At 32.4% G+C, this 22,559-nt stretch carries 23 protein-coding genes; 16 read left to right on the forward strand and 7 right to left on the reverse strand.

From position 1 onward, the window contains the following. Window position 1: 1 nt before the first annotated feature. Window positions 2–1,354, reverse strand: a complete 1,353-nt coding sequence (locus ACQYZ7_RS01290) for a Na(+)-translocating NADH-quinone reductase subunit A (protein ID WP_430728005.1) — start codon at window positions 1,352–1,354, stop codon at window positions 2–4. Window positions 1,355–1,515: 161 nt separating this feature from the next. Between ACQYZ7_RS01290 and ACQYZ7_RS01295 the strand changes: the two genes are divergently transcribed. Genes ACQYZ7_RS01295 through ACQYZ7_RS01305 form a run of 3 tightly spaced genes read left to right on the forward strand, consistent with a single transcriptional unit; the run spans window position 1,516 to window position 4,286 of the window. Then, window positions 1,516–2,748 (forward strand): DUF5103 domain-containing protein, encoded by a 1,233-nt coding sequence (locus ACQYZ7_RS01295; RefSeq protein WP_430728006.1) that lies wholly within the window; start codon window positions 1,516–1,518, stop codon window positions 2,746–2,748. 51 nt (window positions 2,749–2,799) lie between these two features. After that, entirely contained in the window at window positions 2,800–3,186 is a 387-nt protein-coding gene (gene apaG / locus ACQYZ7_RS01300) for a Co2+/Mg2+ efflux protein ApaG (protein ID WP_430728007.1), read from the forward strand. After that, entirely contained in the window at window positions 3,186–4,286 is a 1,101-nt protein-coding gene (locus ACQYZ7_RS01305) for a DUF3667 domain-containing protein (protein WP_430728008.1), read from the forward strand. The genes apaG and ACQYZ7_RS01305 overlap by 1 nt, the downstream gene beginning before the upstream one ends. Here ACQYZ7_RS01305 and ACQYZ7_RS01310 read toward each other — a convergent pair. From ACQYZ7_RS01310 to ACQYZ7_RS01325, 4 genes are read right to left on the reverse strand one after another with little or no spacing between them, the layout of a single operon-like run. Further along, the gene (locus ACQYZ7_RS01310) at window positions 4,283–5,611 is read right to left on the reverse strand and encodes a hypothetical protein (protein ID WP_430728009.1); all 1,329 of its coding nucleotides are present in this window, start codon (window positions 5,609–5,611) and stop codon (window positions 4,283–4,285) included. The genes ACQYZ7_RS01305 and ACQYZ7_RS01310 overlap by 4 nt on opposite strands. Window positions 5,612–5,616: 5 nt before the next feature. After that, the gene (locus ACQYZ7_RS01315) at window positions 5,617–7,404 is read right to left on the reverse strand and encodes a hypothetical protein (RefSeq protein WP_430728010.1); all 1,788 of its coding nucleotides are present in this window, start codon (window positions 7,402–7,404) and stop codon (window positions 5,617–5,619) included. Between the two features lie 7 nt (window positions 7,405–7,411). Then, window positions 7,412–8,083 carry a hypothetical protein gene (locus ACQYZ7_RS01320; protein WP_430728011.1) on the reverse strand — a complete coding sequence of 224 codons (672 nt, stop codon included), beginning with the start codon at window positions 8,081–8,083 and terminating at the stop codon, window positions 7,412–7,414. Window positions 8,084–8,118: 35 nt separating this feature from the next. Then, the gene (locus tag ACQYZ7_RS01325; protein WP_430728012.1) at window positions 8,119–8,835 is read right to left on the reverse strand and encodes an NRDE family protein; all 717 of its coding nucleotides are present in this window, start codon (window positions 8,833–8,835) and stop codon (window positions 8,119–8,121) included. Between the two features lie 140 nt (window positions 8,836–8,975). Here ACQYZ7_RS01325 and pruA point away from each other — a divergent pair, with 140 nt between their 5' ends. The 4 genes from pruA (at window position 8,976) to ACQYZ7_RS01345 (ending at window position 12,672) form a co-directional block, all read left to right on the forward strand. Beyond that, entirely contained in the window at window positions 8,976–10,601 is a 1,626-nt protein-coding gene (pruA, locus tag ACQYZ7_RS01330; RefSeq protein WP_430728013.1) for an L-glutamate gamma-semialdehyde dehydrogenase, read from the forward strand. A 125-nt stretch (window positions 10,602–10,726) separates the two neighbouring features. Then, window positions 10,727–11,245 (forward strand): hypothetical protein, encoded by a 519-nt coding sequence (locus tag ACQYZ7_RS01335; RefSeq protein ID WP_430728014.1) that lies wholly within the window; start codon window positions 10,727–10,729, stop codon window positions 11,243–11,245. Between the two features lie 106 nt (window positions 11,246–11,351). After that, a complete protein-coding gene (locus ACQYZ7_RS01340; RefSeq protein WP_430728015.1) occupies window positions 11,352–12,263 on the forward strand; it encodes a glutaminase in 912 nt (303 codons plus the stop codon). Window positions 12,264–12,309: 46 nt separating this feature from the next. After that, window positions 12,310–12,672: a hypothetical protein gene (locus ACQYZ7_RS01345; RefSeq protein WP_430728016.1), complete on the forward strand. Its 363-nt coding sequence runs from the start codon at window positions 12,310–12,312 to the stop codon at window positions 12,670–12,672. 60 nt (window positions 12,673–12,732) lie between these two features. Here the strand turns inward: ACQYZ7_RS01345 and ACQYZ7_RS01350 are convergent, their stop codons facing one another. Continuing rightward, window positions 12,733–13,368 carry a YceI family protein gene (locus ACQYZ7_RS01350; RefSeq protein WP_430728017.1) on the reverse strand — a complete coding sequence of 212 codons (636 nt, stop codon included), beginning with the start codon at window positions 13,366–13,368 and terminating at the stop codon, window positions 12,733–12,735. A 155-nt stretch (window positions 13,369–13,523) separates the two neighbouring features. Here ACQYZ7_RS01350 and chrA point away from each other — a divergent pair, with 155 nt between their 5' ends. The 5 genes from chrA (at window position 13,524) to ACQYZ7_RS01375 (ending at window position 17,480) form a co-directional block, all read left to right on the forward strand. Beyond that, entirely contained in the window at window positions 13,524–14,645 is a 1,122-nt protein-coding gene (gene chrA / locus ACQYZ7_RS01355) for a chromate efflux transporter (RefSeq protein WP_430728018.1), read from the forward strand. 48 nt (window positions 14,646–14,693) lie between these two features. Next, window positions 14,694–15,926, forward strand: a complete 1,233-nt coding sequence (locus ACQYZ7_RS01360; RefSeq protein WP_430728019.1) for a DEAD/DEAH box helicase — start codon at window positions 14,694–14,696, stop codon at window positions 15,924–15,926. Window positions 15,927–16,006: 80 nt separating this feature from the next. After that, window positions 16,007–16,336 (forward strand): ArsR/SmtB family transcription factor, encoded by a 330-nt coding sequence (locus tag ACQYZ7_RS01365; RefSeq protein WP_430728020.1) that lies wholly within the window; start codon window positions 16,007–16,009, stop codon window positions 16,334–16,336. 48 nt (window positions 16,337–16,384) lie between these two features. Continuing rightward, the gene (locus ACQYZ7_RS01370; protein ID WP_430728021.1) at window positions 16,385–16,852 is read left to right on the forward strand and encodes a DUF6428 family protein; all 468 of its coding nucleotides are present in this window, start codon (window positions 16,385–16,387) and stop codon (window positions 16,850–16,852) included. Between the two features lies 1 nt (window position 16,853). Further along, entirely contained in the window at window positions 16,854–17,480 is a 627-nt protein-coding gene (locus ACQYZ7_RS01375) for a low molecular weight phosphatase family protein (RefSeq protein ID WP_430728861.1), read from the forward strand. Here the strand turns inward: ACQYZ7_RS01375 and rsmG are convergent. Next, window positions 17,477–18,106, reverse strand: a complete 630-nt coding sequence (gene rsmG, locus ACQYZ7_RS01380) for a 16S rRNA (guanine(527)-N(7))-methyltransferase RsmG (RefSeq protein ID WP_430728022.1) — start codon at window positions 18,104–18,106, stop codon at window positions 17,477–17,479. The two genes, ACQYZ7_RS01375 and rsmG, sit on opposite strands and share 4 nt — an antisense overlap. Before the next feature lie 145 nt (window positions 18,107–18,251). Between rsmG and ACQYZ7_RS01385 the strand changes: the two genes are divergently transcribed. The 4 genes from ACQYZ7_RS01385 (at window position 18,252) to ACQYZ7_RS01400 (ending at window position 22,521) form a co-directional block, all read left to right on the forward strand. Then, complete coding sequence (locus ACQYZ7_RS01385; protein ID WP_430728023.1) at window positions 18,252–19,343, forward strand: fatty acid desaturase family protein; 1,092 nt, start codon at window positions 18,252–18,254, stop codon at window positions 19,341–19,343. 24 nt (window positions 19,344–19,367) lie between these two features. Further along, complete coding sequence (locus ACQYZ7_RS01390; protein WP_430728024.1) at window positions 19,368–20,555, forward strand: pyridoxal phosphate-dependent aminotransferase; 1,188 nt, start codon at window positions 19,368–19,370, stop codon at window positions 20,553–20,555. 152 nt (window positions 20,556–20,707) lie between these two features. Further along, the gene (locus tag ACQYZ7_RS01395) at window positions 20,708–21,463 is read left to right on the forward strand and encodes an isocitrate lyase/PEP mutase family protein (RefSeq protein ID WP_430728025.1); all 756 of its coding nucleotides are present in this window, start codon (window positions 20,708–20,710) and stop codon (window positions 21,461–21,463) included. Next, window positions 21,463–22,521 (forward strand): bifunctional transcriptional activator/DNA repair enzyme AdaA, encoded by a 1,059-nt coding sequence (locus ACQYZ7_RS01400; RefSeq protein ID WP_430728026.1) that lies wholly within the window; start codon window positions 21,463–21,465, stop codon window positions 22,519–22,521. Before ACQYZ7_RS01395 ends, ACQYZ7_RS01400 begins: the two co-directional genes overlap by 1 nt. Window positions 22,522–22,559 lie beyond the last annotated feature (38 nt).

Below are 22,559 nucleotides of genomic sequence, written 5' to 3' on the forward strand. Positions count from 1 at the left end.
CTTATCCTAATTCTTCTCTCATTAAATCTAATCCTTCACGAATTATTTTTTGGTGAGGTTGTTTCGATACACAAATAAATTCTGTTAACGCAAAATCTTCTGGTGCAATTTCGTAAGCTCCTAATCCTTCCATTTCGTCAAGATCTTTATACATACAAGCTTTTAATAATTGCATCGGATAGATATCTAATGGAAAAATCTCTTCATACGAACCAGTTACTACAAATGCTCTATGCTCTCCGTTAGTATTGGTATTTAAATCGTATGATTTTTTTGGATTTAACCAAGAAAATGTTAATGCTCTAGAAGTAGATATCTTATTAAAAACTGGTTTGTTCCATCCAAATAATTCATAATCATCTCCTTCAGGAATGGCAGTAATCAAGTTATCATAGTATCCTAAGAAACCATCTTCACCAACTTCTGAACCGCTTAACACGTTTCCGCTAATTACACGAGCGTTTTTAGCATCTAAATTCCCTTTAACAACATCAGCAATGTGAGCTCCTGCTTTTGCAGTTACATACTGTGGTTTGTTAAATTTAGATCCTGCTAAAGCAACCGTACGAGTAATATTAAACTTACCTGTTAATAACAACTCCCCCATAACAACTAAGTCTTGAGGTGTAACCACCCATACAACTTCTCCTTTGTTAATAGGGTTAATTTGTGCTATTTGAGTACTCACATTCCCTACAGGGTGTGGTCCTGAAACCTTATGTAATTCAACTCCCTTCACATCTTTAAATGGTGATAGTGTTGAGTTTTTAGCTACAGAAACATGTACTTTACCTGCTGTTAATTTGGTTAACGCTGTTAAAGCAGCTTGTAGCTCTGCTTCTTTGCCTTTTAACGCATAATCATAATCTGCTGCTAAAGGTGCACTTGCGTAGGCTGATACAAAAATTGCTTTTGGTGCTTGATTAGGGTTTGCAACCACGTCGTACGGACGTTGTTTTACAAACGGCCAACAACCTGAAGCAAACAAGTGGTTTTTAACCTCTTCTCCAGACATTGCGTCTACATCTTTTTTACCAAAATCTTTGTATTCCTGCTGTGCATCAGCAGTGATTTTAATTGCTAAAACTTTTCTTCGTGCTCCACGAACGATTTCTGTAACTTTACCACTAACAGGACTTGGAAATAAAATACGCTCATCACTTTTTGAATAAAAAAGTGCTTCACCTGCTTTTACTTCTGTACCTTCTTTTGCTAAAATTTTAGGAATAACGCCGTGAAAATCATCTGGCTTTACTGCAAACACACTACCTAATTGAAGTTCGGTAGTTTTCTGTTCTGCCTCGCCAACTAGCTTGATGTCCAAGCCTTTCTTAATACGGATGTCTTTTGACATAGGAACTGATTAATTTGATTTTCTTAAAAACACGCAAATTTAAAAATTTTGCCCCCCTTTGTAGAACAAAACCATTCTTATCTTTAAAAAACAACATTATTTATATTTATTCTAAATAAAAATCTTGTCTTTGGCTTATATTTTGATACTTTTGTTACATCATGATAAAAAAAGAACTATCTATAATTGCCTTTTTACTAGTTGTTTCAGTCTTTGCTCAAAATGTAAAAACTGTACAATTACGCCCTAAAAACAACCCTAACTTTTACGCTCCAATTGTTCGCTTAGGGGATGTTCTAAAATTATCTTTTGATGATTTAGATGCCGACAGTAAACAGTACCAATACAAGATTGAACATATGACTCATGACTGGAAACCTAGTTCAATGACAAGCAACCAATACATTGAAGGTTTTGAGCAAAATGAAATCATAAATTTCACCAATTCTTTTAACACTCTACAACCCTACACTCATTATTCAGTAGAAATTCCAAATCAAAATACAATTATCACCAAAAGTGGTAATTATTTAATTTCTATTATTGATGAAGACTACGAAGTTGTTTTCACAAGGCGTTGTGTATTTTACGAGGATATCACCACAGTAGGCATCGCCGCATTTAGAAGTAGGAACGCTACAACAACTAACCAACAGCAAACAGTTCAATTTACTGTAAATCACCCTAGCTTACAAATAAACACTCCATCTCAAGAAATTAATGTTACATTATTTCAGAATCATAATTGGAACACTGCTCTCACCAATCTTCAACCTATTTTTATCAAACCTCAACAACTCTTATACAACCATACTGTCAAAACTAATTTTTGGGGAGGAAACGAGTTTTTAAACTTTGATACTAAATTTATACGAAACTCTAGTTTAAATGTTGCCAGAGTAGAACGTAAAAACCTATACCACAGCTATCTTTACACAGATGAACCAAGGGCTGATAAAATATACACTTACAACCCCGATATTAACGGACAGTTTGTTGTAAGAACCACTGAACGTGATGTTATTGACAATAAAGACAACACTGAGGCTGATTATTCTTTAGTTCATTTTTCTTTGGATGCTTTTGAGCCTTACAAAAACAAAGAGGTTTTTATTTATGGTGCTTTTAATAATTACGAATTGTCTGAAGAAAACAAAATGTCTTATAATACCTCTGAGAAAGTTTACAAGGCTACACTACCTTTTAAGCAAGGGTTTTACAACTATACATATGTAACCTTAGACAGCAACAAAAACATTGACTTACACGAGATTGATGGTTCTTTTTACCAAACCGAAAATGAGTACACCGTGATTGTTTACTACAAACCTTTTGGTGAAATTTATGACAGAGTAATTGGTGTTGGTTATGGTTTTTTTAATCAAAACAGGTAAGGTATCTACAGAAACGTTGACTAAAAACTGAAAAAGAACTATCTTTATCATATGTTTCAGCAAGTTACAAAAGGCATTAAGATCTCTGTAAAAACATCTTTTAGAGGCTCTGTTTACAGAGGTCATCGGCAATACTATGCTTTTAGTTATTATGTTTCTATAGAAAACAAGTCGAAGGAAACCGTAAAATTACTAGAGCGTTTTTGGGTTATTTTTGACGCTCTTAACAGCACCGAATATGTAGAAGGAGAAGGTGTTGTTGGCGAAACCCCAACCTTAAAACCTAACGATATTTATAATTACAGATCTAATTGTTTTTTACTTTCTACTACTGGTGCTATGGGAGGCAATTACAAAATGATTAACACAGAAACACTTGAAGAATTCCTTGTAATTATTCCAACCTTTCAATTAACCACTACTTCTATTTTAAACTAATGATTAAAAAAAATAAAGTTCCAGTTGTTAGAGATGCCAACTGTTTAAATTGCGGATGCCCTTTTACTAATAGCGAAAAATTTTGCCCTGAATGTGGACAAAAAAACAGGGGAAAAAAAATTACCTTGAGTATTTTTCTTCGTGAACTTTTTGCTGGTTTTTTCTCTTTAGATACTAAATTTTGGCGAACACTTATCCCTCTACTAATAAGTCCAGGTAAAGTTTCAAAGGATTATATTGAAGGAAAAAGAATTAAATACACAAACCCTTTTCGATTCTATTTAGCTACTTCTATTATTTTTTTCTTAATTATCAGCTTAACCGATAGTTATAAAAAGTTCGAAGAGTTAAGGATTGGTAGATCATCAAAAATCAAACTAAACAACAACGACGCTGAAGCTATTCAAGTAGACTTAGACTCTATTCAAGATGTTGTTTTTAAGCAACTTGAAGAACAAGACTCTGTTAAGGCAGAGCAAACACAAACTAAAACTGACTCTACCAAAGTCTCATATGACACAGAACTAGAAACAGTTAAATCTGACCTCGGTAGTTCTTTTGATATCGTAAAGTTTATGAAGTTTCAAAAAGAGCATCCTAAAGTCTCTATTGATGCCGCTTTAGACAGCTTACAAGTAACTAGAAACTTTAGCAATCGTTTTTGGTATTCCCGTGCTAAAGTTTTTAATTCAATTTTTTTAGACAGAGATGAAGCGAAAAAGTTTTTCCGTCAAGTCTTATCGTACTCTTCTATTGCACTTTTCATACTACTTCCGCTGTTCACCTTATTTTTAAAATTTATTTACATTAGAAAGAAGTATACTTACGTAGAACACCTAGTCTTTGTCTTCCATGTACAAACCGTACTCTTTCTTCTCTTTTCTATTTTCTATATCATAGACTTTTTTAAGCATTCTAACAGTTTTTTACCTATTTTCTTACTACTCTTTATGATTTACTTATTTATAGCCATGAAAAGGTTTTACAATCAAGGGTATTTTAAGACGTTTGTAAAGTACATGCTAGCCAATACAATGTTTTTTATCCTAGCCATGCTTGGATCTGTTGCTATATCGTTTGCTGCGTTTGCTTTGTATTAATTTAATACTTGTAAAAAAAAGTTTTTTGAAGTGTTTTTTAATTCTACAGTTGCTTCTAACTGATTGTTATTAGTTACTAACAACTGTATTGTTTTTACCTTATCTAGGTATTTATTTTTTAAAGAGTAAATACCTCTGTCTTTTTCTTGATAATTGGCGACATTAAACAAGAAATAAAACTTATTGTTTCCCTCGATATCTTTAGTTAGCTTTTGATTTTTTTCAGATGTAAATTTTAAGCCATTTCCTTTACAAAAACTGTAAGTAGTAAACAAAGGCATCAATGTTAATAGATCCTCATTCTCAACTCTCTTAATCACTTCTTTTTCTTTCAAGTAATCACAAAGATCGTTTCCTTGCAACTCAAAAGTAACCTTAGGTGTTATTGTTTTTTGAATTTCCTTCTTTTCAACCTTATTAAAATCATCATCATATTCATAAGTTACAATCGTATCTGATTTTTCTATAAAAGAAGTAAGGTTACAGTCTATTACCCCATTCCATTTATTAGTAACAGAATCTAACGATAATGTTGTAAGTTTTCTAAACTTTTCCTTAAAACTTCTATCTAATTTGTCCGCTAATATTTCAGTATTTAGCTTACCAGATATATTTACTATTGAACCAATTACTGATCTTGCCTGAAAAGACTGAAACAGATTATTTTCTTCACTTAACTCACCTTGGATTCTTAAAACTCCTTCATCAATAATAAGCTTAAAAAAATCTCCCTGTAAAGTATTTATAGCTATAGATGTTTCACTGTTTTTTATTTGTTCGAAAATTAAATCTTCTTCAGAAAAATAATCATCATGATTTAAAGCAGATAATAATTCAGAAGATACAATAGCTTTTTTATACTTTTTAAACAGAACTTGTAGTGAATTATTTTGCACTACACAGCTCACTCTTCCTTTTGTATAAACTATAGTATTTTTAACCTTTTGCCCTGTAAATCCTTCTTCTTTTAATGCTTCTGTAAATTTAGCTTTTACAGGTATTTGATTACTTATAAAAAAGTCTTTAAATTCTTGTTGATTGGTATAAAAGAACACACTGTTAGGTACTTCAACTTGATCTAATAGCGTTATTTTTTCTTCCTCTTTTGTCGTTGAGTTTTTTTTTGAATCAAACTGTGAAAGTGGATGCTTTAAAAAGCTAAGAAGTATGTTATATTCTATTTCTCGAAGATTAACATAAATCACAGTTTCTGCTGAAGTGGGTACTTTTTCTGTATAAGTTACGGTTGGATTATATCTAAAAAACCCAACCGTAACAATAATACAGCATACTATTACAAGTATATATACTATTCTTTTTATCATTTAGCTTACTTCGCTACTGTATTGATAAATTCTAACAATAATTTTAAGGTATTCTCTTCTGTTCCTTGTGTAGAAATTTTTAATTCAGAAGAAATTGTATTTCCTTTCATTCTAGAAACTCTAAACACACCGTCATTTAAATTCTCTGTTGAAAAACGCATTGCTTCTTTTTCAGACTTACTCATCCATTTATTAGGTATCTTATTTAAAATAGCCTTTGCGTCAACAAAAAATACTGTTGAGTTATTTCTAACCAACTTGCTATGTTTTTTAGTATTAAAACTATTATTTCCTCTAGCAATACTTAACGCACTAGTTTTTGATGTAGTTAAGTACAATATGTCATTTTTAACTACTGAATATAAGTTAAATGGTATATCAGACTTTTTAGTTTTAAACTCTACCACGTTATTTTCAATCTCTAACGCTTTGTGTTTTTCTCCTATCTTAAAAAACTTGTTCAATAAGTCTTCCTCTTTTGAACCAATCATTAACGTAAAATCAGGGACAAACTCTTCTTTAGTTTTCGTTACTTCTTTACGCTTATAATCTTTATCATACTTATAAGTAGTATATTCTACTTCTTCTTTAGAAAAATCATTTAACACTAAAAGAGCATCACCTGTAATTAATTCTCCTACAGCTTTTTCATCAATAACTAATGAAAATAAGTCACCTACAATTTCCATTTCTTCTTGAAATTTAGGTAAAATACCTCCATACATTTTGTTCACTAACTCAGGGTATTGTTTTAACATTTCTTCTGTACTTAAAGAAATACTCCAAAAAGCCAATGCTTTGTCATGATCAAAACTATTTACTAGGTTACGATTCATTCTTTTATTATAAATCTTTTTGAAAGATTTTTTCATATCTGAACTAACCGACATATCTAATAAAACTCTAGCGTCGTTTTCACCGAAAAATAAACTAGCAGTTACTTCTTCAATTCCATAAATATTTTGATCTCCAACTTCAGCATATAAAGGATAAAGCGAGTTACCAAAAGATTTGAATAAATCGGTCATTAACATTCCATAGTTACGAACCCAAAGTGTTGCTGATGCATTTTTCTTTTTACTTTTTTGAAACTTCGTGTTAGAAGCGATAGAGTTTGAGAAGCTTTTGTTAAAAATGTTTAAAGCGTGTTCTTTTGTCCACTCACTAGCAAGTCTTTTTTTGAACGAATAATTATACTCTCCTTCTTTTTTTAATTTTTCTAATCGTTTTCTATGCTCAGAAAAATATCCTCTAGATACACTTCCGTTTATCATTAAAAGAGAATTATCATTCCAAACCTTAATAGAATTACGCCCTACAATATAGCTATACCCATCTGCTCTTTTAATTTTTTCCTTTTCTCTTTTGTATAATAGTGATTCGAACACTTCTCTGTCATTTAACTCTACATAAAAGTTATGATACGAAATACTATCACCTTTACTAAAAAAGTAGTACGCATTCGACTTTATATTCACACCTGCATTAGCTACAGAAGATATATTTATTCTCTCCTCAACTTCTTCTTTTTGGCTCTCTTTTTTTTCACTCGACTCAACATCCTCTACCACAGAATCAACTAATGGAGTTTTCTTGTTTCTATTTAAATCTTTTAAAATTTCTTTTCCAATAGCATTTTCGTCAATATCTGATACTTTTATCAACTTAAATAAATTTTCTGCGTTTGCAGAAATCAACACGTCTACATTGTTAGGTATCTTAGATTCTAACCTTTGAGCTTGTATAGCTGTAAATGTGTTTAAAAACAGTAGTGTAGCAATAATTTTTTTCATCCTAATTTTAATTCTCTAATTGTATTTTATTCTTGATTGATTGTTTGTTTGCTATAATGTCTTGTGCTTGTAAATGCAACATAATAGCTTTTTTACTTTGTGATATTCTTGCTTGGTTATTCTCCGTTGACTTTATAGGCGTTTCAAACCTATAAACACTTGTGTAAGTAGCAGTTTCAAATACCTTACGATCTTGATTTTTTGTTTTTCTGAACTCCTTCCCTAAATCAAAATGATGGCTACGTGTAAATGTTTTACTCTTTTCATTAAAGGTAAAATGTCTGTTCTTTTTGATAGCTTCTATATGTTTTTTAGAGCTAAAATTAGCTATTACTTCATTCAAAGCTTCCACATTATCAAAATCACATGAAACTGTTACGATGAACTCATTAAAGTCTAACGTATTTTCTACATTATGAACTCCTTTGGTTCCTTTAATCTTAGAAACTATTTCTTGTACTTTTTTTCTTATTGTTACTTTTGAAGGTACTTTATAACCATTTATACTATCAAGTAGCATTATAGAAGCTAGCTTCGTTTTACTTTTACTTAAATTTATGGTTAACACAGCACTCCCTGAACCATCTTTATTAAAAGTAACCTCTTCAACAAACTCGAAGCAACTCGTAAATAAGAAAACAGAAATTACAGAGAATAGTAGTAGTAATCTTTTATTCATAAAATCTTTTTTGCAAAGATATTAAATAGGTTTTATTACAGGCGAATGATTTCTACTCCTATTTTGTTAATATTTGAATGTAAATCATAGTAACTCATAGTAAGCTCCTTTTCATTTTTTATAACCGACGTTACACTCACTGTTTCTACATTTTGACGTTTCATTTTTATAGAGACCTCTTTGTTACCTTTCCTTTCATCTTGATGAAAAGCAATAATGTCTTCTTGATTAAAATCTTTGTTATTACCTAACCAATCGGCAAACCATTCTTTTCTCAACTGCTTCATTTCATCATTATACAATGTAGATGACGACCAAATTTTAGGAGCATTATCTAGCTCTTTAAAATACTTTTTAGTTCCATCCCAAACCAATTCATAAGCTCTTAAATTATTACTCCAATCAACCAAAACAATAGTAAAAGGCTCAATTCCTTCAAAATCGAAATGATTAATTATTTCAACAGGATTATCAATAGTTAACAACTGTTTTACAATAACACCTCTGCTCATCCGATACGACTCCGCTCTTTGATGTTTTGTAAATCCTCCGTTTAATAAACAAATCAACCTGTTTTTTTTACTCAAACCAATCCATGTTCCTCCTGCGAGTTCATCTTTAGGATAGGTTAGCTCCACTCCTTCTTCATTATAAGTTTTAGGTGGAATTGTTTTTCGTTTCGGATCCTCATCTCTATTTGAGGTTAATATAAAATTATTATTCCCTAAAGGTAAATAGGTTACCGTACACATATTGTTTTTCTTTTAATAAATTCAAGCCTTTTGGCCTTTTAAATATTCCTAAAATAACCGTAACTTTGTACGTCTTAAAAATCTCCTTAGATTTTTTCAGAAACAAAGAAAGAAATTTAATTCAACAAACAACATACAAAATGGGAAAAGGATTTTTTCACGTACCAACTGCCATTAACGAAACCGTAAAAAGCTACGCTCCAGGATCTTCTGAACGCGAAGCGGTTGCGAAACAATACAAAGAATATTTTAACGGATCTGTAGATGTACCAATGTACATCGGTAACGAAGAAGTTAGAACAGGAAACACTCGTAATATGACTCCTCCACACGATCATCAACACGTTGTGGGACAATACCATATTGGAGACAAAACACATGCAGCAAAAGCTATTGCTAATGCTTTAGAAGCTCGTACTGAATGGGCGCAAATGCCTTGGGAACAAAGAGCCGCTATCTTTTTACGTGCTGCGGAATTAATCGCTGGTCCTTACCGTGCAAAGATTAACGCTGCAACTATGATTGCACAGTCAAAAACTGTTCACCAAGCTGAGATTGATGCTGCTTGTGAGTTAATCGACTTTTTACGTTTTAACGTAGAGTATATGACGGAAATTTACAACGAGCAACCAAACTCTGATGACGGAATTTGGAACCGTGTTGAATATCGTCCGTTAGAAGGATTCGTATATGCTATTACTCCATTTAACTTTACTGCAATTGCTGCAAACTTACCGGCATCAGCAGCAATGATGGGGAACGTTGTAGTGTGGAAACCATCTGATAGCCAAATTTTCTCAGCAAAAGTAATTGTTGATGTATTTAAAGAAGCAGGTGTACCAGACGGTGTTATCAACGTAATTTACGGTGACCCTGTTGAAATTACTGAGGTAGTGTTAGCATCTCCTGATTTTGCTGGAATCCACTTTACAGGTTCTACGTACGTATTTAAAGAATTATGGAAAAAGATTGGAGAAAACATTCACACCTATAAAACATACCCAAAAATTGTAGGAGAAACTGGTGGTAAAGATTTTATCATCGCACATCCATCAGCAAATGCTAAACAAGTAGCTACTGGTATTTCTCGTGGTGCATTTGAATTCCAAGGACAAAAATGTTCTGCGGCTTCAAGAGCATATTTACCAAAATCATTAGCTGAAGAAACCCTAAACTATGTAAAAGAAGATATCGCTTCTTTTAAAATGGGTTCTCCAGAAGACATGAGCAACTTTATTACAGCAGTAATTCACGAAGGTTCTTTTGATAAATTAGCGAAGTATATTGACCAAGCAAAAGCTGATACTGATGCTGAAATTATCGCTGGTGGTAACTACGATAAATCAAAAGGATACTTTATTGAACCAACAGTTATCTTAACTACCAATCCTAAATACACTACGATGGAAACTGAATTATTCGGTCCTGTAATGACTATTTACGTGTACGAAGATGCTGATTGGGCTGATACCTTAAAGTTAGTTGACGAAACTTCTGAATACGCTTTAACAGGTGCTGTATTCTCTACTGATCGTTATGCTGTTGTTGAAGCTACCAAAGCTTTAGAAAACTGTGCTGGTAACTTCTACGTAAACGATAAGCCAACGGGTGCTGTTGTAGGACAACAACCATTTGGTGGAGCAAGAGCTTCAGGAACCAACGATAAAGCAGGATCTGCTCAAAACTTATTACGTTGGGTGTCTCCTCGTTTAATTAAAGAAACATTTGTTTCTCCAACTGATTATCGTTACCCTTTCTTAGGATAAGAAAAGAAATTCCAAACAAGGAATCTTATATACATTAAAAGCAACCTCAATGAGGTTGCTTTTTTATTTTTTTTGAATCTTTTTCCACTTTTAAATATCTTTCGCCAATAAAATTGCTTTTAAAAATGAAATCACTTTCTTTTTTCATCCTTACTTTATTTTTTTTAAGTTGTAGCAAAAGAGTATACATCAATAAAGAATGGAATACAAAAATCGATTTATCAAACTCTAAAATTATCTTTGATTCAAAGATTAGAAATAACAAAACTCTAAACTCAGATTTTTTATTATTTAAATTACCCAAAACTTATTGTCGAGTTGAAGACATTGATTTTCAACCTGAATTTAAGATTTATAATAAATTTCTTAAAGAAAAAAATCCTGATCACGAACAACTAGCTAACGTACTTCACACGTATTTAAATCAACACTTTGAAATACTCAATTACATGAGAACAGACAAAGATGATTATGGGTATTTATTTGGGTTTGTTGTTGAAAATAAAAACAGATATCTATATCATTATCGATTAATTAATTTAAATGGTTACAACTATTTAATTGAAATGAAATATACTTTTGACACATCTCTTAAAACACAAAAGCACTTTAAGAAATTAGTCAAATCAATTAAAGCTATATAAAACCGGCTTAATCTTAAACTCATTACTTTCTATGAGGTTTTTATTTGTTATCAAACAGAATTCAACTAATTTCGTTTAGCATCAATTCGTTTTATTTTAACAAGCAATGAATTACAAAGAAATACTTGAGAACGTGTATCAAAAAATAGCTCCTATTGAAAATATTGGAGAGTTAGCTACCTATATTCCCGAATTAGCTACGATTGATGCTGATAAATTTGGTGTACATATTTCAACCGTTGCTAACACCAATTTTGGTTTAGGAAACTTTCAAGAAAAGTTCTCCATTCAAAGTATTGCCAAAGTATTATCACTTTGTTTGGCGTATAAGCATCTTGGTGAATCTATTTGGGACAGATTAGGTGTAGAACCTTCTGGAAATAGTTTTAATTCATTGATACAACTGGAAACGGATAATGGTATTCCTAGAAATCCGTTTATCAACGCAGGTGCCATCGTAATTGCTGATATTTTAATTAGTAGCTTGGTAAATCCTAAGGAAGATTTATTGAATTTCATTAAAAGTCTTTCGGTAAATCAAGATATTAACTACTCTGCAAAAATTGCGGCTTCTGAAAAATCGGTAGGATATAGAAATGTAGCCTTATGTAATTTTATTAAATCCTACGGAAACATATACAACGACCCTGAAGTGGTATTAGGTTTTTATTTCGATTTATGTTCGTTGGAACTGACTTGCGAACAACTTTCTGAATTGTTTTTCTTCTTAGCCAATAACGGACAAACACGACAAGGAGAACAAATATTGACCAAAAGTCAATCGAAAAGAATTAATGCGTTGATGCAAACCTGTGGTTTTTATGACGAATCTGGGGAGTTTGCTTTTAAAGTTGGACTCGCAGGTAAAAGTGGCGTTGGTGGTGGTATTATTGCCATACACCCTAACCAGTATGCGATTGCAGTATGGAGCCCTAAATTGAATAAAAAAGGAAACTCGTATAGAGGTATGCGCTTTTTAGAGGAGTTTACCACGCTTTCTGAGCAATCTATTTTTTAGGTTTATATTTATCCCTTTTGAATTAATTTCACTAAAAAGAAGAAAGTTGATTGGACCAATTAATATTTATGAAAAAGAAAAAATTATAAATTTACCTATGGGGGTTTATGATGTTTACCTTATAGGTGGGTGGTATATTGATTTATTAAGTTTTAATTTTTTGTTATCTAAGATCAATGGCGAAGAGGTAATTAAACCTGAAGAAGCAACATTGAAATCTCAATCTTACTATAAAAGAAAAAGAGCTAAAAAAATATTTTCTTTTTCCGTTAACAGAGGAGGTAATTATAAAATAGAATTTAAAGGACAAAATTCATTAATCTTAAGAAAACAAAGTCTTATGATTGGTTATTTGTTTGGAAAAAATATTGAAACAAATTCAATAGAAATATTTATCGAGAGAAATTAAAAGTTAACACAAGCGTACAATATTTAATAGAAACATTGCACGCTTTTAAGTTTTAAATCTTTAACTCAACTCAATTTTCATATTCAAGTACAACCATTTTGTTGGAACGTTTGACGATTGTCCGTTTACTAATTTATCATAATCAATACCCCAATCCAATAAATTTACTTGCCCTTGTAATACCAGTTCGCTAGACATGCTTTTGTATGAATCTCTAATTCCTGTTGCAAAAAACTTCACCTCTCTTTCAACTCCTTTAATAGACATCATTCCGTTAATTTGATACCAATCTACTCCCATCACAAAAACATTCGTAGTTCTAAAGGTTATGTTGTCGTTCTTATCATTAATAAAAACCCCTTTTGTTTTAATTCTCGCAGTTAAATCAGCCTCATCACCTCTACATACTCTAAATGAGTTTGGATCAACCTCAAACGAAATACGCATGTTTTCTAACGGATTTCCAGCATCCATTCGTACAGGAATATCTACCTTTAAATCATCTACAATACCTCCAAAGGGTGTACTACAATGACCGTGTGTTACAAACATATTAATCGTCTTGTTTTTTACAACTTCGGTTACCTCTTTTATTTCTTTTGGTGTAACTGTTGAAGTACTTTTAGCAAATCCGCTTACAAGCACTATGGCTAACAATGCCCCAACTAACAAAATTCTATTTTTAATGGTTTTCATAATATTCGTATTTAAAGTTTTCATCAAAACTATCGCAACCTTCCGTTAAAAGTGTAAATCAATTGTCAAAAAAGTGTAAAAAAGCTTTAACCAGTGTACTTTTATTTAAATTTACCTCCAAAAACCACTAAAATCTATTTTTCTAACGCTTTAAAATGTCACAAAAAACCCAACTTAAAGAAGTCGCCAAATTATTTTTTAAACTAGGTTGTATCTCTTTTGGTGGACCTGCCGCACATATTGCCATGATGGAAGACGAAGTTGTTAAAAAAAGAAAATGGATGACTCAACAACATTTTCTAGATTTAATGGGAGCTACTAATTTAATACCAGGCCCCAACTCTACTGAAATGACCATGCACTGCGGACATGAAAGAGCGGGTTGGAAAGGGTTAATTGTAGCTGGTTTTTGTTTTATTTTTCCTGCCGTAGTAATTACATCAATAGTAGCGTGGTTATACCAAGAATATGGTCAGCTTCCTAAAGCTGAACCCTTCATTTACGGAATAAAACCTGCAGTGATTGCTATTATTCTTATGGCAGCTTATCGATTAGGTAAAAAAGCTGTAAAAAATGCATCATTAGCTATTTTAGGGTTAATAACTTTAGTTGCTTGCCTTTTAGGCGTTAATGAAATAGCAGCTTTATTTGGCTGTGGCTTATTAGGTGCCTTACTCTATTTTTTCAACCAAAACCGTAATAATTTAACCAGCATACTTCCATTTTTTCTATTTCAAGCAAGCGAAACGCTTCAAGCCAACAACCTGAAAATTTTATTGACCTTTTTAAAAGTTGGTGCAATTTTATACGGAAGTGGTTATGTATTATTTGCTTTTTTAGATGCAGAGTTGGTCGCTAACGGATGGCTTTCTAGACAGGTACTAATAGACGCAGTGGCTGTAGGACAAATAACCCCAGGTCCTGTTTTATCTACCGCTACTTTTATTGGTTGGCAAATGAATGGAATAACTGGTGCACTTGTAGCAACTGTTGGAATCTTTTTACCTTCTTTCTTTTTTGTTTTAGTTTTAAATCCGTTGATTCCTAAAATGAGAAAATCGAAGCTTATTGGTAGTATTTTAGATGCTGTAAATGTAGCTGCCGTTGCGTTAATTATTGCTGTTTGTATAACAATGGCTAAAGATACTATTACAGATTGGCGCACTATTGTTATTGCCATCATAAGTCTACTTGCTGTTTTTTATTTAAAAAAAGTAAACAGCGCATTTATCGTTTTAGGAGGTGCATTTTTAGGTTATATCTTAACTTATTGCTAAACCCTGTAATATCATTCGTTTTAACCTACCTTTGCAAAAAAATATTTGATGCAGTTTTCAGACCTACACCTTAGCAAGTCTATCTTAAAAGCACTTACCGAAGAAAGACACCACAAACCAACCTTGGTACAACAAGAAGTAATTCCGTTAGTATTAGCTAAGAAAGATGTAATTGTTGCTGCTCAAACAGGAACAGGTAAAACTGCTGCTTTTGCATTGCCTATTATTCATGAACTTTCTAAGGAAGCAGATGTAGAAAAAAGAGCTAAAAAAATAAAAGCGCTTATTATAAGTCCTACTCGTGAATTGGCTATTCAAATTCAAGAAAACTGTGAAACCTATAGCAAATACACCAATTTAAGGACTACCGTTATTTACGGGGGTGTTGCTACCCAACCTCAAAAAGATATTTTAGCAAAAGGTGTAGACATTTTAATTGCTACCCCTGGGCGTTTTATCGATTTACATAAACAGGGAAGTATTGATGTACGTCAGTTAACAACTTTTGTTTTAGATGAGGCCGATTTAATGTTAGATATGGGCTTTATTGATGATGTTCGAAAAATTGAAGAACTATGTCCGCGCAAAAAACAGACTTTACTTTTTTCAGCAACGATACCTGATAATTTGAGTGATTTAGCTAAATCTATGTTGCATAACCCTGAAAAGATAGATATTACTCCCGCAGAAACGACCTCTTCAAACATAGGTCAATTACTGTATTATACGCCTAAAAAAAACAAAGTAGATTTGTGTTTACACCTACTACGCAACACCATAAAAGGGCGCATTATTATATTCCGTCGTACCAAGTTTGGAGTTGATAAATTAGAACAAACACTTCAAAAGAACGGATACAAAGCAACCAGCGTACATGGCGATAAATCGCAAGTTTTACGAAATCAAGCTATTGAAGATTTTAAAAACAACAAAGTCAATATTTTAATTGCTACTGATGTTGCTGCTCGTGGTATTGACATTAGCAAAGTAGATGCTGTGATTAATGTAGACTTACCTAATATACCTGAAACTTACGTACACAGAATTGGTAGAACGGGTAGAGCTGGAAAATCTGGAATTGCTTTTTCTTTATGTAGTGCTGATGAAACTTCGTACGTCAAAGCCATTCAAGAATTCATGGATCGATCTATCAAAATTGTGGAAGATCATCCGTTTCCACTTGCTAAACCTAAGCATAAAAAACAACCAAACACCGTTAGCAAACACAAAAAAGGAAGAAAATCAGAAGCTTCTAAAAAGAAGAAAAAACGCTGGTATTAAATCTTTTATAAAAAAAATAACACTAAAAATTTTGTCTCTTTTACTTATTAATCGTAATATTGCAATATAAAGATAAAGGTATGGGGATTACAAAATCAGAAATTTTTACAGAAGAGCAAAATCAGCTTGCTAATACAGCAAAGGTCTTAGGACACCCTGCTCGTATTGCAATCCTGCAACACCTCTTCAAAATAAACTCTTGTGTTTGTGGTGATTTGGTAAATGAAATTGGCTTGGCACAACCCACCATTTCACAACACCTAAAAGAGCTTAAAAACCTTGGTATTATCAAAGGTACTATTGAAGGAACAAGCGTTTGTTATTGCATTAACCCTTCAGCATGGAAAGAAATTAAAATATTACTTTCTTCTTTTCTAAACCTTGATGTAGATAACCCTAAGTGCTGTTAAAAAAATTTGACTTTATTAATCGTAATATTACAATAAAAATTAAACAACATGAAATTATCAGAAATTAAACAACATTTAGCTTCGTTAAAAACGATCGCTTTTGAATTACCTGATGGAAGCTTAGTTCCTAATCATTTTCACGTAACAGAAGTAGGTAAAATTACTAAAAACTTTATTGACTGTGGTGGAACCATTAGAAATGAGGAAGTCGTAAATTTTCAATTATGGAATGCCAATGACTATGACCACAGATTGCACCCTGAGAAACTAGTTCACATTATAGAATTATCAGAAAAGGTATTAAACATTCCTGATTTAGAAATTGAAGTAGAGTACCAAGGAAGTACTATTGGTAAATATGGATTAGACTTTGACGGAACAAACTTTTTATTAACGACCAAACAAACCGACTGTTTAGCAAAAGATAACTGTGGGATTCCACAAGAAAAACCAAGAGTAAAATTATCTGATTTACAAAAACAAACTGCATGTGAACCTAACTCAGGATGTTGTTAATATGAAAGCAAGAACCTCAACTCTGTTTTCTGAACTACAGAAAACTATCTCTAGTATACCAACTGTTTCGGAAGAACGAAAAGAAGTTTTACAACCGCTTGTAAATTACATTCAGGAAAAACTGGAGAATAAGGAGATGATAAGCCTAAATTTTATTTGCACACACAACTCCAGAAGAAGTCATTTGTCGCAAGTATGGGCACAAACCATGGCGTATCACTATCAAATACCAAATGTAAACACTTATTCTGGTGGTACAGAAGCTACCGCTATGAATTCAACAGTGGTAAAAACATTAGTTGATAACGGATTTAAAATTCAACAATTATCTGATGAAACAAATCCTATTTACGCGATAAAATACGCTAAAAACACGCCTTCTGTCATAGGTTTTTCTAAAAAGTATGACGATGACTTTAATCCAACCTCAGCTTTTGGTGCCATAATGACTTGTTCACAAGCTGATGAAGGATGTCCTTTTATTGCTGGTGCAGATAAAAGAGTACCTGTTACTTATGAAGACCCTAAATTATATGACGAAACATCTTTAGAAAAAGAAAAATACTTAGAGCGCAGTTTACAAATTGCAGCTGAAATGCACTATGTTTTTTCTACTGTAAAAGCTTAACCTTTATATTTCATAGGTAAATGCACCACTTTTTTGGTTTCGAAGAAATCTTCTTCAAAAAAGTCTGGTAAATCATAAATGGTGGCTTTAGGGAAGTTCGCAAGTTCTTCGGTAAGGTCACCTCCTTTTAGGTATAAAATCCCATTTTTAAGTGCGTGATTTTGTTTTTTATGCACTTTGTTTTTCACCCAACGCTGAAACGTTTCCATTTGTGCCACCGCCCTACTTACAATAAAGTCGTACGTATCATTTACCTCTTCAACACGGCCATGAGTAGTTTTCACGTTTTTCAACCCTAAACCTTCTACAACCTCATTTACCACTTTTATCTTTTTCCCAATAGAATCTACCAAATGAAATTGTGTTTCAGGAAACAAAATTGCTAACGGAATTCCTGGAAATCCACCACCTGTTCCTACATCCATTACTTTAGCGCGAGACTTAAACTCCATCACTTTTGCTATTCCTAACGAATGTAATACATGACGTAAGTACAATTCATCAATATCTTTACGAGAAACAACATTAATTTTTAAGTTCCAATCTTGATACAATTCTTGCAACTTAGAAAATTGTTCTAACTGCGTTTCTGATAAATTGTCAAAGTATTTTTTTATAAGTTCCATGAAGTCATTTTTTCCGTTGCAAAAATAAAAAACTAATTGGTATTGTTAATTTTTATATAAAAGATATTAATCTAGTTAAAAAGTTAGCCTTTAGCAATAACTGTGAACCAAAAACGTTTATTTTTGCGGTACAAATAAACAACAAATGAAGACAGTAAACTTCTCAAGAATAGATAACGCTAAGTTTTTTAGAACTCTAAATAAAAGAGTTAACACTTACTTTAAAGAAAATAACATTAAGCGTACAGGTAACTGGAAACTATATTCAAAAGCTATTATTATGCTAGCTATGTTTATTGTTCCGTTTATACTGATTTTAACTATTGATATGTCTCAATGGATAAAATTAGCCCTTACCGTTTTAATGGGCTTTGGAATGGCAGGAGTTGGAATGAATGTAATGCACGATGCCAACCACGAATCTTTTTCAAGTAAAAAATGGGTAAACAAACTTTTTGGAAGTAGTATATACATTTTAGCGGGGAATGTATACAATTGGAAAGTACAACATAATGTATTACACCACACTTATACCAATATACAAGATCATGATGAAGACATTGATGCTGGTAGAATAATTCGTTTTTCTAAACACGCACAGTGGTTATGGATTCACAAATTTCAAAAATACTATTCTGTATTCTTATACGGGTTGCTAACTATAAACTGGGCAATTACTACCGATTTTAAACAAATGCGCAATTATTTAAAACGTAAACTATCATACGGTGAATTTCCTAACCCAGCTAAAGAATGGACTAAATTAGTAGTTTCTAAAGTAATCTATTATTCACTTTGGGTAATATTACCTATCGCAGTGATGGATGTAACTTGGTGGAAGGTGTTAATTGGGTTTTTTGTAATGCACTATACTGCAGGTATTATTTTAAGTGTTGTATTTCAATTAGCACATGTTGTTCCTAAAACAGAAATGCCTTTGCCTGATGAAGATGGTAACATGAAAAACACATGGGCTATACACCAATTATACACTACATCAAATTTTGCTCCTAAAAACTGGTTAGTTAATTTTTATACTGGTGGTTTAAACCATCAAGTTGAACACCATATTTTTCCACACATATCGCACATTCACTACGATAAACTAGCTAAAATAGTGAAAGAAACTGCAAAAGAATTCAATCTTCCTTACAACGAATATAAAACTACTCGTAAAGCAATTATTGAGCACTTTAGACATTTAGCTGAGTTAGGAAGAAAACCTCAATTAGCATAAATCAACATACAACATAACAACACAATGTCAAACGCATTATCAAACAGAATTAACAGTTTACCAGTATCGCAAACTTTAGCTATGGCTGCTAAAGCAAGAGAATTAAAAGCTGAAGGTAAAGACATCATTAGTTTAAGCTTAGGGGAACCTGACTTCAACACACCTGATTTTATTAAAGATGCTGCTATTGAAGCCATCAACCAAGATTATAACTCATACACTCCAGTTGATGGGTATGTAGAGTTAAAAGAAGCTATTTGCGAAAAGTTTAAGCGTGATAATAACCTAACATACGCTCCAAATCAAGTAGTAGTTTCTACAGGAGCAAAACAATCAATTGCTAATGTAGCTCAGGTATTATTAAACCCTGGTGATGAAGTGTTATTACCAGCACCATATTGGGTAAGTTATTCTGCGATTGCAATTTTGTGTGAAGCTAAATTTACAGAAATCCCTTCTTCTATTGAAAATGATTTCAAAATCACTCCAGAACAATTAGAAGCTGCTATTTCGCCAAAAACAAAGATGATCTTCTTTAACTCGCCAAACAACCCAAGTGGAACAATTTATAGCGAGGAAGAATACAGAGCTTTGGCTAAAGTATTAGAAAAGCATCCTCATATATACATATTATCAGACGAAATATATGAGCATATTAACTACGGAGCTAAGCCATTTAGTTTTGCAGCTATTGAAAGCATGTATGACCGTACTATTACCGTTAACGGATTAGCGAAAGCTTTTGCGATGACTGGATGGAGAATAGGTTATATTGGCGCTCCTCAATGGATTGCTAAAGCATGTACTAAAATGCAAGGTCAAATTACTTCAGGAACTAACTGTATTGCTCAACGTGCTGCAATTACAGCTGTAAAAGCATCTCCAGAAAAAGTACAATATATGGTGGATGAATTTAAAAAGCGTAGAGATTTAGTTCTTGATTTATTAGGAGAAATTGAAGGATTCAAATTAAATGTACCTGAAGGAGCTTTTTATGTATTTCCTGATATTTCTGATTTCTTCGGCAAAACCATCCAAGGAAAAGAAATTAAAAATGCAAACGACTTTTCTATGTTATTGTTAGAAGATGCAAATGTAGCTACTGTAACGGGTGAAGCTTTTGGTGCGCCAAACTGTATTCGTTTATCATACGCTGCTTCTGAATTACAATTACGCGAAGCAATTAAAAGAATTAAAGAGGTTTTAAGTTAATTAACTTAGAATATTATTTCATAAAAAATCCGTGAGAAATGTCTTACGGATTTTTGTTTTTATACCTCATAATGTAAAAGAAAAAATACTTGTCCATTTTTCGGTTGCTCAATAAATTATACCATCAGTAATTTGTATCAAATTATTTAAAGATGGAATTTAAAAACTTACACAGTCAAGACAAACCTTTATTAATCGCAAATGTTTGGGACGTCCCAAGTGCCAAAATTGCTAAAGAATTAAACTTTAAAACTGTTGGAACATCCAGTTCAGCAATTGCTTCGCTTCTTGGATACCAAGATGGAGAAGAAATGGCCTTTTCAGAATTAGAATATATGGTAAAACGAATTACTACAAATTCTAACTTGCCTTTATCTGTTGATTTGGAAGCAGGTTATAGCAGAAACCCAAAAGAGATTACGAATCACATTAAAAAGCTAGCAAGTTTAGGCGTTATTGGAATCAACATCGAAGACAGTATCATAGATAAAAACAGAACACTATTAGATGCGACAAAATTTGCTCAAACACTTTCTGTAGTTATTGAAAACCTTCAAAAAAAGAATATAAACATTTTCATAAACGTTCGAACCGACACTTTTTTATTAGGCATTCCAAATACGATTGAAGAAACCAAGAAAAGAGTCAAACTTTATGAAAATGCTGGAGCAGACGGAATTTTTGTTCCTTGTATGGAACGAGTTTCAGACATTAAGGAAATTGTAAATTGTACTACATTGCCAATCAATGTAATGTGCATGCCCAATTTACCTGATTTTGACACATTAAACAACTTAGGTATAAAACGAATAAGTATGGGGAATTTTATCTTTGACACTATGTACAGTCAATTCAAATCCAAAATCAAAGAAATTCTAAATCAAAAATCCTTTAACCCTATCTTTTAATGCGAATTACCGAACATAAAACCATAGATAAATACTACGAAGCTTTGTTGGAAAGAAAACAAAATTTCGTAGGCATCTTTTTTGTTGGTGTAAAAACAACCTCTGTTTTTTGTATTGCTACTTGTAGAGCTAGAAAACCAAAAAAAGAGAATGTTGAATTCTTTACAACTTTTAAAGATGCTTTAGATAATGGTTACCGACCTTGCAAGGTTTGTAAACCTACCGAAAATGCCAACGAAGCACCCGAACAAGTACAAACAGCTATTCAATTGATTAAGGAAAACCCAAAATCAAAGGTTACAGATTCGCAACTAAGACAAATGAATATTAGTCCCGAAGTTATAAGAAGATGGTTTAATAAAAATTATGGCATCACTTTTCAAGCCTATCAAAGAATGTATCGAATAAATGTGGCATTTCAAGAACTAAAAAATGGAAAAAGAACTACAGCAACTGCATTCGATGCTGGCTACGAATCTTTGAGTGGCTTTGGCTATACTTTTAAAAAACTAATGGGTAATCCACCCACAAAGAGTACTACCGAAAATGTTATTTTAATAAGTCGACTAACAACTCCTTTAGGACCAATGTTTGTTTGCACCACCGAAAATGGAGTCTGCTTATTGGAATTTGTTGATCGAAAAATGCTTGAAACAGAATTTAAAGATTTGCAAAAAAAATTGAAGTCTACCATTATTGTTGGAGAAAATGAGCACACAAAACAAGCGAAAAGAGAAATTACCGAATATTTTGATGGAACTAGAAAAATATTTAACGTAAAACTTGAAACTCCTGGAACGGACTTTCAAAATTTAGTTTGGAGCTATTTACAAAAAATAGAGTATGGTACAACATCAACATACCAACAACAGGCTAAAAACATCAATAATCCAAAAGCTGTAAGAGCCGTTGCTTCAGCAAATGGATTTAATCGAATATCAATTATTATTCCTTGCCATAGAGTCATTGGAAAAGATGGAAAACTGACTGGTTACGGAGGAGGTTTGGAACGTAAAAGATGGCTCTTAGAACACGAACTGAAAAATATTGATGAATAATTGTTGAAGACTGTAATAAACCACTCCAATACAAACAT

This window comes from Tenacibaculum sp. SDUM215027 (genome assembly GCF_050566205.1).
Lineage (GTDB): Bacteria > Bacteroidota > Bacteroidia > Flavobacteriales > Flavobacteriaceae > Polaribacter.

What these genes read in the sequence shown, in the direction of transcription:
- pruA (WP_430728013.1), top strand. Translation starts at nt 8,976, where the DNA reads ATGGGAAAAGGATTTTTTCACGTACCAACTGCCATTAACGAAACCGTA.
- chrA (WP_430728018.1), top strand. Translation starts at nt 13,524, where the DNA reads ATGTCACAAAAAACCCAACTTAAAGAAGTCGCCAAATTATTTTTTAAA.
- ACQYZ7_RS01335 (WP_430728014.1), top strand. Translation starts at nt 10,727, where the DNA reads ATGAAATCACTTTCTTTTTTCATCCTTACTTTATTTTTTTTAAGTTGT.
- ACQYZ7_RS01370 (WP_430728021.1), top strand. Translation starts at nt 16,385, where the DNA reads ATGAAATTATCAGAAATTAAACAACATTTAGCTTCGTTAAAAACGATC.
- ACQYZ7_RS01385 (WP_430728023.1), top strand. Translation starts at nt 18,252, where the DNA reads ATGAAGACAGTAAACTTCTCAAGAATAGATAACGCTAAGTTTTTTAGA.
- ACQYZ7_RS01305 (WP_430728008.1), top strand. Translation starts at nt 3,186, where the DNA reads ATGATTAAAAAAAATAAAGTTCCAGTTGTTAGAGATGCCAACTGTTTA.
- ACQYZ7_RS01295 (WP_430728006.1), top strand. Translation starts at nt 1,516, where the DNA reads ATGATAAAAAAAGAACTATCTATAATTGCCTTTTTACTAGTTGTTTCA.
- ACQYZ7_RS01315 (WP_430728010.1), bottom strand. Translation starts at nt 7,404, where the DNA reads ATGAAAAAAATTATTGCTACACTACTGTTTTTAAACACATTTACAGCT.
- ACQYZ7_RS01400 (WP_430728026.1), top strand. Translation starts at nt 21,463, where the DNA reads ATGCGAATTACCGAACATAAAACCATAGATAAATACTACGAAGCTTTG.
- ACQYZ7_RS01310 (WP_430728009.1), bottom strand. Translation starts at nt 5,611, where the DNA reads ATGATAAAAAGAATAGTATATATACTTGTAATAGTATGCTGTATTATT.
- ACQYZ7_RS01395 (WP_430728025.1), top strand. Translation starts at nt 20,708, where the DNA reads ATGGAATTTAAAAACTTACACAGTCAAGACAAACCTTTATTAATCGCA.
- ACQYZ7_RS01390 (WP_430728024.1), top strand. Translation starts at nt 19,368, where the DNA reads ATGTCAAACGCATTATCAAACAGAATTAACAGTTTACCAGTATCGCAA.
- ACQYZ7_RS01350 (WP_430728017.1), bottom strand. Translation starts at nt 13,368, where the DNA reads ATGAAAACCATTAAAAATAGAATTTTGTTAGTTGGGGCATTGTTAGCC.
- ACQYZ7_RS01340 (WP_430728015.1), top strand. Translation starts at nt 11,352, where the DNA reads ATGAATTACAAAGAAATACTTGAGAACGTGTATCAAAAAATAGCTCCT.
- ACQYZ7_RS01290 (WP_430728005.1), bottom strand. Translation starts at nt 1,354, where the DNA reads ATGTCAAAAGACATCCGTATTAAGAAAGGCTTGGACATCAAGCTAGTT.
- ACQYZ7_RS01365 (WP_430728020.1), top strand. Translation starts at nt 16,007, where the DNA reads ATGGGGATTACAAAATCAGAAATTTTTACAGAAGAGCAAAATCAGCTT.
- ACQYZ7_RS01360 (WP_430728019.1), top strand. Translation starts at nt 14,694, where the DNA reads ATGCAGTTTTCAGACCTACACCTTAGCAAGTCTATCTTAAAAGCACTT.
- ACQYZ7_RS01320 (WP_430728011.1), bottom strand. Translation starts at nt 8,083, where the DNA reads ATGAATAAAAGATTACTACTACTATTCTCTGTAATTTCTGTTTTCTTA.
- rsmG (WP_430728022.1), bottom strand. Translation starts at nt 18,106, where the DNA reads ATGGAACTTATAAAAAAATACTTTGACAATTTATCAGAAACGCAGTTA.
- ACQYZ7_RS01375 (WP_430728861.1), top strand. Translation starts at nt 16,854, where the DNA reads ATGAAAGCAAGAACCTCAACTCTGTTTTCTGAACTACAGAAAACTATC.
- apaG (WP_430728007.1), top strand. Translation starts at nt 2,800, where the DNA reads ATGTTTCAGCAAGTTACAAAAGGCATTAAGATCTCTGTAAAAACATCT.
- ACQYZ7_RS01325 (WP_430728012.1), bottom strand. Translation starts at nt 8,835, where the DNA reads ATGTGTACGGTAACCTATTTACCTTTAGGGAATAATAATTTTATATTA.